Annotated in this window: 8 protein-coding genes; 1 reads left to right on the top strand and 7 read right to left on the bottom strand. The window is 46.8% G+C overall.

The features are described 5' to 3' along the window. Window positions 1-200 precede the first annotated feature (200 nt). The 4 genes from ACCI51_RS19090 to ACCI51_RS19075 all read right to left on the bottom strand — a co-directional run bounded on the left by ACCI51_RS19090 (window position 201) and on the right by ACCI51_RS19075 (window position 3,878). Complete coding sequence (locus ACCI51_RS19090; RefSeq protein ID WP_371845018.1) at window positions 201-962, bottom strand: lysozyme inhibitor LprI family protein; 762 nt, start codon at window positions 960-962, stop codon at window positions 201-203. Between the two features lie 531 nt (window positions 963-1,493). Then, the gene (locus ACCI51_RS19085; protein ID WP_371845016.1) at window positions 1,494-1,946 is read right to left on the bottom strand and encodes a hypothetical protein; all 453 of its coding nucleotides are present in this window, start codon (window positions 1,944-1,946) and stop codon (window positions 1,494-1,496) included. Continuing rightward, complete coding sequence (locus ACCI51_RS19080; protein ID WP_371845015.1) at window positions 1,933-2,607, bottom strand: response regulator; 675 nt, start codon at window positions 2,605-2,607, stop codon at window positions 1,933-1,935. Before ACCI51_RS19080 ends, ACCI51_RS19085 begins: the two co-directional genes overlap by 14 nt. After that, a complete protein-coding gene (locus ACCI51_RS19075; protein ID WP_371845014.1) occupies window positions 2,607-3,878 on the bottom strand; it encodes a sensor histidine kinase in 1,272 nt (423 codons plus the stop codon). Before ACCI51_RS19075 ends, ACCI51_RS19080 begins: the two co-directional genes overlap by 1 nt. A gap of 189 nt (window positions 3,879-4,067) precedes the next feature. Between ACCI51_RS19075 and ACCI51_RS19070 the strand changes: the two genes are divergently transcribed. After that, entirely contained in the window at window positions 4,068-4,895 is an 828-nt protein-coding gene (locus tag ACCI51_RS19070) for a DUF2306 domain-containing protein (protein WP_371845012.1), read from the top strand. A gap of 1,038 nt (window positions 4,896-5,933) precedes the next feature. Here ACCI51_RS19070 and ACCI51_RS19065 read toward each other — a convergent pair. The 3 genes from ACCI51_RS19065 to ACCI51_RS19055 all read right to left on the bottom strand — a co-directional run bounded on the left by ACCI51_RS19065 (window position 5,934) and on the right by ACCI51_RS19055 (window position 9,126). Beyond that, window positions 5,934-6,368 carry a hypothetical protein gene (locus tag ACCI51_RS19065; protein WP_371845011.1) on the bottom strand — a complete coding sequence of 145 codons (435 nt, stop codon included), beginning with the start codon at window positions 6,366-6,368 and terminating at the stop codon, window positions 5,934-5,936. Between the two features lie 158 nt (window positions 6,369-6,526). After that, window positions 6,527-8,083 carry a transposase gene (locus tag ACCI51_RS19060; RefSeq protein WP_371845009.1) on the bottom strand — a complete coding sequence of 519 codons (1,557 nt, stop codon included), beginning with the start codon at window positions 8,081-8,083 and terminating at the stop codon, window positions 6,527-6,529. 533 nt (window positions 8,084-8,616) lie between these two features. Then, complete coding sequence (locus ACCI51_RS19055; RefSeq protein WP_371845007.1) at window positions 8,617-9,126, bottom strand: LysE family translocator; 510 nt, start codon at window positions 9,124-9,126, stop codon at window positions 8,617-8,619. Between the last annotated feature and the right edge of the window lie 64 nt (window positions 9,127-9,190).

The following is a 9,190-nucleotide window of genomic DNA, read 5'->3' as shown; positions in this document are numbered from 1 at the left end:
TTTACTTGATCGTGTCATAGGGCACCTCTGCTGCGTAGTTTATCGCTTAAGAGAGTGTCCGTCGTTGGTGGGTAGGATCAAGGTATAAATTATCTTCTTCACCTCAATCTCTCCCTATGAGGCCTTACACCTTTGGAATGCAGTAGACTGCACGAATCGTAAGCCGTTCGGTGGAAGCCGAACAGTGGCTAGAACGAACATCACCTACTTGTTACGTGTTTACTCGAACTCGCATGGATTTTTTCTAGCTCAGTGACTCTCATTTCACTTAATCGGCGTTGACAGAATGCCATATGCAATACGTAACCATTGAAATTTTCAACCCCATTCATAGCGTTGGTAAGTGCACAGTGCGAATCCCTATAGGAGCGCCAAGCAGATGAATCTGACTTAAAAAGTTCAATTAACTCACTTCCATTGCTAGTTGCACTAAGCCTCTCAATAATCTCTGCGTTCAAGCTGTCAATTTTTCTTTCAGCTATTATGTTATGAGCCCAACCACATTGGGCCGCCCCCCATTTACCTCCTGCATCCTCACATGGATCGTAAATGTTAGATATTATGCACTTAATAATAATCTCCTGATCTTTAGATGCCCTACATGACTGTCGATCAATCGAAAAAGAATCCAAGTTACTCCCATTCCATAAAATTTCTCTGAGCTCTGCTATACGCTGCTTGTAAGCTTTAATGCAGCTCTGCTCATCTTTACAAATGTCACTCCGTTTTTTAATCCAATCAATTTGTTCTTTCTTAATCGCTGTAGAATTTTGACCCGTAAATGTTGACATGACCGATTTATAGACAGCTGATAAATCCTTATCATAGAATCCAAGGCGTTTACTAGAGCAGACCAGGATTTCAGAGCTTGAAGAAGCCTTTTCACAATTAAAGCTTGCCGCAAAAACATTAGGCGTATTGAAAATCAAAAGTGTAATCAGTGTAAAGAAGTAATTTTTCACTAAACATCCTTTTCGCACGTAACAGTTAATTCAAAAGCAGTATCTACATATCACGCTTCTCTATAATTCCAAAGCACGTCTGCACGGCAATACTAAAAATATGTAGAGGATCAAGAGTTTACCTTTAATTGATATACATATCCAAAGAAAGATTTCGATAGCACCCTGAATAAGGATACACCGGTCTTAACGTTAAGAATCACGCATCCAGATTTTTTCTGAAAAGTTTGTATGGGAAGCTCTCGAATGCGCCGAGACGAAAAAACAACAAGTTTACTGCGGAAATTCAGTTCCAGTCATGTTGTGATGCCCTTAACGTACAGCTGCTTCATATTAGAAGTTTTGATGGTAAGAAAAATGATTTAGACGAGTGGAATAATTTTGCGAAGAAAATAACTTGGTCATGACTTCATAGATATACAGAGAAATCTTTTATTGACCCTCAGAAAGACAAAAACCAGCAAATTAAAAACAACCGTGAAGTTTATGATGTCAGGTAGCTAGTACTAGTACAGTCCCCCAGCGCATACATTATTGCATGTCCATCTCAACCGGCACTCTTGCTACCGCAGGCCAAACCAGTCCCGCCCTTGTTCCTACAAGCAATAGTACAAAAGACATCTCCAGTGCGAGGAAAATGCCAATAGGGTGATTGGGTACGCCGCGTATCATTAGGTAGAGCAAATAGCTCGTAGTAACCAGATTACCCGCAAGCGTAACGTTGAGCCCGTAGCCACGTTCTTGCCAGAGTGGTTTGCAGAACAGGAAGTTCAATACAGCTGTGCCCGCGAGCATTACGCCGGGTAACATCAACAACGAGCCACGGGATAAACCCATTCCGTCGCTGGTTACCAGTGGCCAGATGGCAACAAAGTGGCCTTGGGCTCCGAGAGTGAGGAATAGCCCCAAAATTACTGCGGCGATGGCGGCAAGGCGATACAGTGCATTGCGTTGCGAAGAGCGTGTTGATCTAGAAACCCACATCGCGCTCCCCCACAGTGGCCAGGCCGCATTCGTAAGCGAACACCACCGCCTGTGCACGATCGCGCAGCTCCAATTTGGAAAGCAAGCTGGAAACATGGGTTTTCACGGTGGCGGGGCCAATAAACAGGGCTTCGGCAATCTCGGCATTGCTCTTGCCGGCGGCGATGGCCTCCAGCACTTCGCGCTCCCGAGTAGTGAGGCGCTCCAGGCGTTCTGACAAGTTGCGGCCGGCTCCCATTTTCTGGGCGAACTGGCTGATCAGGCGTTGAGTGATGCCCGGTGCAAGCATGGCACCGCCCTCTGCTACGGTGCGTACTGCCTCAACCAGCGACTCGGGGGGAATGTCCTTGAGCACAAAACCACTGGCGCCTGCCCGCAGCGCACAAAACACGTATTCATCGGGATCGAACGTGGTCAAAATAATGACACGGCAAGTTGCATCACTAGCTTCCAGGATGCGTGCTGTGGCTTCCAGCCCGTCCATCTCCGGCATGCGGATATCCATCAGGATAATGTCTGGCTGATGCGCACATGCAGCTTTAATTGCCTCGATGCCAGTGGCAGCCTCGGCAGCCACTTCAATATCGGGCTCATTGTCCAGGATTAAGGCAAAACCTCGCCGTACCAAAGCCTGATCGTCTACCACCATCACTCGCAACATTATGTTTTCCCCATTCCTGTGGGTAGTTGTGCATACACCTCAAAACCACCACCATCGACCGCACCCGCATACAGATGACCACCGAGCAGTTCCGCGCGCTCGCGCATACCTGCGATGCCGTGCCCACCGCCGGGTTGCGCGTCAATAGTTGTTTCCACCATGGGCCGCTCGCCAACAATATTTCCATCATCGCGCACTCGAATCGTAAGAGTGCCATGGTCTGCGCATACACTCACTTGCACCCACGCTGCCGCTCCAACATGCTTGATGACGTTGGTGAGGGATTCCTGAACGATGCGATAGGCAGCGAGCGCGACGCTGGTCGGCACTTTCTCCAGTGCACCGTGGGTTTCGCAGTCGACCTCGCTTAATACCTGCCGGACCTTTTCAATCAGAGCTGGTAAATCATTGAAATCCGGTTGCGGGGTGAGCGTAGTGTCGTCATTGGTGGGGCGCAGTACGCCGAGTAAATGACGCATTTCACTCATGGCCTGACGACCAGCAGCCTCCACTGAAGCCATGGCCTCACTGGCGGCTTCCGGGTTATTGCGACTGATAGCCCTGGCAGCACCGGCCTGCACGGTCATAAGACTCACCTGGTGCGCCACCACATCATGCATCTCACGGGCGATTCGAGTGCGCTCGGCTGCGACCGCGCGCTCGGATTCGGCACTGCGTTCGCGCTCCAAGTACTCGGCTCTCTCTTCCAGCAAACGCAGATATTCGCCGCGAAAACGCAGCCGGCGACCGATATACCACAGCGCCCATACCAGCATTACCGTTACTGTGCCCGCAGCCGTTGGCTGAACTGGAATACCCTTGTCAAACGCCACAAAAACCAGCGTTGCGATAACCCCGATAAAGCTGGCCCGGGTATTGGCCTCGTAGCGGCCAAGGCTATATAGCGAAACCGCCATGGCGACGATGCCATCTGCCGGTAAACCCAGCTCCAACACTATTGTTGCGCCGAGAATAACGGCCTGTACCTGCCAAGGGTGTGTGCGGCGCCACAGCAAAGCGAAGGAGCCGAGGAATACACACTGGAAAGCAATGACATCCCACAGGTTTTGCAGGGATAGCACTTCGCGTGCACCGTTGCGGGACCACATCAACAGCGTCAGCAAGAACATAAGCAACGCGATAAGCAGATCGGTTAGGTGCGGCCAACGCTCAAACGGCCCCCGTAAGGGCTGCCACATAGGAAGCTTGGGTAGTTCCGAGCTGGCATTGAGCGGATTCGGCGCAGGCGTATTGAGGGACGACGATTTCATTTCCGCATGCTAAACCAGGCGCAAACAGCTGTCATGGGACTTTCAGGGGAGACGGTAGCATGAACATCTCCACCTTTTGGGGGAGATGCGATTACTGCCTGTGGCCGATGTGCGTAGGTCTGAAAAAGCTGAACATGTTCGGCAAGCTCACTCAGACCCAACACGGACCATAATCGCCTGGAGAAAACCATGAACGACGCTGTACTCAGCCAAACACTACCGCGACCATTCGATACCCGGCGGGCCGTTAACCTGTCGGTAAAAACCTGGTTCTGCATCGCAGCCATCGGCCATGCGATCTTCTTTGCCTATATCCTGGCCGTTTTCTACCCACCCATTGCCGAGTCAGGAGTGTATGGTTTGAAAGGGCTGCACCTGCCGGCAGGCTTCCGCGAGGGAGATACATTGGGCAACCTGGCTTCGGTGAGCCACGTGCTGTTGGCCGCGATTGTCATTGGCGGCGGGCCCCTGCAGCTGGTCCCTTCGGTGCGACGTCATGCCCCTAACTTCCATCGCTGGCTGGGGCGCAGTTACCTGCTGACGGCTGTCATAGCGAGTATTGCAGGGCTCTACATGACCTGGACTCGGCATACCTTTGGTAATCTGGTGTCGCAGATCAGCATCACTATGGACGGCATACTGATTCTGGCATTTGCCTTTCTGGCAGTGCGCACCGCAATGGCTAGGCGCATTGCTGAGCACCGTCGCTGGGCCTTGCGTCTGTTTATGGCTGCCAGTGCAGTGTGGTTCTTTCGCGTAGCCCTAATGGGCTGGGCAATGCTCACCGGCGGCTGGGGGATAGATTGGAAATCCTTTACCGGACCTTTCCTATATGTGCTGGGCTTCGGCCAATACCTGCTCCCACTGGCCATGCTGGAATGGTATTTTCACTGTCAAAAGCGTGCGGCCGGACAAGGTGCCCAAATTGCTTTTGTCAGTGCGCTGATATCACTAACCTTGTTTATGGCGATTGGTATTTTTGCCGCTACGATGGGCTTGTGGTTGCCACGGATCTAAGGTTGCTCGGCCAGATTAACGGGAAATTCTTATACTGATTTGGCTGTAGAGATCCACGATTCGTGGATCCGACTGCTGCAGTAACTCGGGAAACTCTCCAAATAAAAATGTAAATCTCCAAGATTATTGACTGAAGAAAAAAGTTAAAAAAACACTAGGAGCCAGCTAATTAAATGGATATAAACACTATCAAACTGTGAAGCACATTTATCAGAATTACATAATCTCTATGTTGAATTCCGCTAATTTACGCATCGGGCATTTTTGGTAACACATGGTATAGAGTAATAAGTGTGACAATTAATGCCTGAATATTAAATCGCAATATTTGTTGATACTGGCCTTTAACTAAACTTACTAGCGTTAATGAAAGTGCACAAATTAAATTGATAAGACTACCTATAGCTATCGAAAAATATAACTTAAACCATAAAGACCACAAGCCTTGTGAACCAGAAAGCTGAGCAACATTAGAGCCGCTATTGAAAACGAAGACAAAGCCGAACACTACAATGGCAAGAATTGGTATTATCAGCAGAAGCACTCGATATTGGACAATGGGCCTATGTTTATACCCATAAAAGCACGCAAATATTGCGAGAACAGCCCAAAATATGAATATTGACCAATGTAGAATTATCATGTCATCTAACGTAACGTCGCCGCTGTATTTTATACATGTCTTTCAAGCTCACTCATAGCCTCAGCCAGCTCAACACAGTGAAATTACTTTGCGTGCACCAAAAAACTGTTAGAATTTTAGCCCGCAGCGCCATTTAGGAATGTGATAACTGTCTAAATCTGTTAACAATCGAGTAATTCTCCCCATGAATGGAGGCTTCTCGATGAGGTAACATTCAATATCACATGCCGCTCTGATTCCGGGTTCACTTTAATGCAGGATCATAGGGAATCAGTGCTCATGCGTAGAGATTATTGGCCAATTAATATACGCAAGAATAGTTGTGTATAACGTTTAAAGCACCTGCGTTAAAACCAAAGCGAAGCGGCGGTTTTGATGTCGGGTACCTTTATTTGTTATGGTCTCTCTACGGATTCCCACTGCTGCAATATGCTTGAACACTGTGTTGCGACGCCTGGTTTTAGAGTGGTCTGAGCTTTCGGGCTGAACCCATCTGCCCCTCCCTTACCAACCTCATAGGTGAGGAAGCCTTCTTTATAAATGCACCAGCTCCAGTAGTAACTTTCTGCCCCATGAATCATCAATGATTCAATTCTCCAATCTTTGATCTTGGGAAACTTAGCCTTACCCGAGTAATCGGTCTTTACACTCATACGGGTTCGTTCTTCACCGTATGGATAAGCTCCAGATATTAAGGTGACAATAGCATCATTAACTGGATTTCCAGCCTCGTCAACAACTAGCATCTCAGCTCTAGGCTGAATTGTTTTATTGATAGGGTAGCAACCCGGAATCAAAATGGTGAAAAGTAAACAACTTATTGTTTTCATGCTCTTAGCCATAACGAGACTGTAGAAAAACAGTTTTATAAAAAGCTGCCATTTCCCAGACTCTTCCAATTAAAATTTCGGCCAAAATTTATCTATACCACCAAATTTCTTTCATTCTATTAAATTTAGGCGTCTTGATACCCTTAATTTATCCTCAGTCAGTGGATACTGCCATATCTCATCAACTTTTCAATGTTATGTACCAAGCAGAACATCTGCCATTGTCCCTGAACCTTACTTTTTCCTCGTAGCGAGAAGCGATTCAATCGTTTGTTGGTACCAATGTTTCCAAATACCGGCTCAACAACAGACAGTCGATGCCCATAAATGGTCTTGCCCTCGATACTATCAACCCGTTTTTTCATCCAGTCGGTGGGTGTCCGTCCATTTGTCCAAGTAAGGGATACTTGCCTTCCGTGTCCTTTTCGAGAGCCGGCAGAATCTGGGTTTCGCATACATTGGTTTTTAAGACTGCATTCCCTGCAGTCAGTGAGGCGCCCTTCGAACAATAGCTTTTTCTTACCTTCACTGACATGCTCTTCTTTTAACAAGAGCATGGATTTTCCTGCCGGACAGATGCAGGTTTTCTTTTTCTTGTTGAATATAAATTCACTAGCCGGGAAAGTCTGCTTAGCACTATCTCTACCTTTTTGATTACGCTTTCCATACTTAGTTTTTTGCTTGGCAAAAGCTTTATCACGTGAACGGAATTTATTGCCAGGTATGTAGGCATTGATGCCGTTTTCTCGCAGGTAGCTGTAGTTAGCATCGTTGGAGAATCCAGTATCAGCAGTAATGATGGCCTGTTTGGCCAAGATGGCTTCATCTATTCCTATATTCTGATAATGGCAGCTGATGCCATCGAGAATAGACTTCAGTGTATGATGTTCTTGCCCCTCTCCAAAGGCCTGTGCTTCAACAACTATCTGGTGCTTCCTATCAACTGCGGCAACACCGTTATAGCCCTGGATGGTTCCCTTACTGGTAGTCATCTTGGCTGATTCATTGTCCGTGATATTACTTTTTACCTCTTTAGGGTTTTTACCTTGCCCCATCCTGGGGGAGTGATTCTTTAAGAAGTGATCAATTTTATCAAAGTGTTTCTGCAGAGTATCAACCGCTTTAGCTACCGTTTGCTTTCGCTCTTTTTCTTTAGGTTTCCTGCCATCAAGCCTCTTGTGCTCTTTGATGCAATGTTTGATCTTCTTGCGAATTTTTTTCTGCTTCTGCTCTAGCTCTTTAAAGGTCCCCGAATGTTCTTTGCTGGCATTGGATGGCATCTTGCATCCATCTATTGCGAAAAGTTCGTTGCCAAGCAGCCCTTGCTGATCGCAGACCAGCAACACTTGCTCAAACACCGACTCAATCGCATCAGGATAACTGCTTACGAAACTCGCATTACTAGTAAAATGCGGAACGGTATCGCATGACAGTGCTTTGAAGAGGATATTGTTCTCACACTGCCATTGAATTTCACGGCTTGAAGTAATGCCTTTTGAGTAAGCAAACAATATAATTTTCAGTAGGATAGCTGGATCATAGGCGGTTCGCCCACCGCTATCATTTTGATATTTTTTATGGAAGACAGAGAGGTCAATGTGGTTATTGATCAGATGATGAAGTGTAAACTCAAAGGTTTCAGGTTGTAGTTGTTCTTCGAAATTGATGACGACCATTACATCTTGGTTGTAATCGTAACGTTTGAAATTGGGCATATGGATAATCTCGACATCAAGATCTCCATTTTAACAAAATAAGCTACCTTTTAAGAGTTTTTCTACAGCCTGAACGTTGCCAACAGGGGCAGCCGGAGCGTTTGCGTGCGAAGCGCGCCGCGTAGGCTGTCCAGCCTAGCCCCAAAGGGGCTGGGCGAGCCTGCTTGGCCTAGTTATGGGGCCCCATTGTATAATAAGTAACCCTGAATTATCCCATAAAATAACACGCCCACAACAACACTACTTGGGACATAGTAACGAGCGTTATTTACCGGTAAAGCCGCAGTCAATAATGCTGAACAAACCGCTGAAACCACAGCAACACCAAACCAATTCCCCTTTAACCCTGGTGAAACCGCCCAAAGTACATATGCCATGGGGATCAAGCTTGAAGCAAAAAGACAAACCATGAATTTCCACAGATATACACTTAATTTTTGGTCTTTGTGAATTTGGCTCAATTTCTAGCCCTATAACGCCCCAATAAGCCGCCGAAAGGAGCGTAGCGTATTGAGGTCGGATTAATTGGCTTGTTATGCCCGCTCACTCAATGCCAGTTTGAGCCCTAAAGCCGCAAAACTGCCTGCAAATACTTTTTGTATAGCAAGACTTACCTTTTTAGAGCCAACTACCAACTCGCTAAATATACTTGCCATTAACCCGTACAGGATGAAAACAACGAAAGTCATAATCATGAACACAAGACCTAGCAGTAGCATATTAATTAGCGGCTGCGCCACATTGGGTGATACAAATTGAGGTAAGAATGCTAGAAAGAAAATGGATAATTTAGGGTTAAGCATGTTTAGTAAGAAACCTTTAACTGCCACTGCGGTTAAGTTTGATCTAGGCTCCCGACTTTCCAGTGAAAGAGGTGATGAGGAACGCCACATAACCCACGCCAAATAAAGCAAATAAGCAGCACCTGCATACTTTACAACCTGAAAAGCAAGCGCACTTGCATGAAAAATCGCCGCTAACCCAAAAACACTTGCAATCAGAGATGGGATGATACCCAAAGTGCAACCAAAGGCAGCGAACAAACTAGGGAAGCTCTGAAAAATAGCTTTCTAGCTCTAAATTAGGTATCACACAATAAAAAAATGA

It is taken from the genome of Microbulbifer echini, from assembly GCF_041447225.1.
Taxonomy (GTDB): domain Bacteria; phylum Pseudomonadota; class Gammaproteobacteria; order Pseudomonadales; family Cellvibrionaceae; genus Microbulbifer; species Microbulbifer echini.
Note: the sequence above shows the minus strand (reverse complement) of the source record. Positions and strands in the feature narration are given on the sequence as shown.

Excerpts from the sequence above, each read along its gene's own strand:
- ACCI51_RS19085 (WP_371845016.1), bottom strand. The coding sequence starts at position 1,946 with ATGTGGGTTTCTAGATCAACACGCTCTTCGCAACGCAATGCACTGTAT.
- ACCI51_RS19080 (WP_371845015.1), bottom strand. The coding sequence starts at position 2,607 with ATGTTGCGAGTGATGGTGGTAGACGATCAGGCTTTGGTACGGCGAGGT.
- ACCI51_RS19075 (WP_371845014.1), bottom strand. The coding sequence starts at position 3,878 with ATGAAATCGTCGTCCCTCAATACGCCTGCGCCGAATCCGCTCAATGCC.
- ACCI51_RS19070 (WP_371845012.1), top strand. The coding sequence starts at position 4,068 with ATGAACGACGCTGTACTCAGCCAAACACTACCGCGACCATTCGATACC.
- ACCI51_RS19065 (WP_371845011.1), bottom strand. The coding sequence starts at position 6,368 with ATGAAAACAATAAGTTGTTTACTTTTCACCATTTTGATTCCGGGTTGC.
- ACCI51_RS19060 (WP_371845009.1), bottom strand. The coding sequence starts at position 8,083 with ATGCCCAATTTCAAACGTTACGATTACAACCAAGATGTAATGGTCGTC.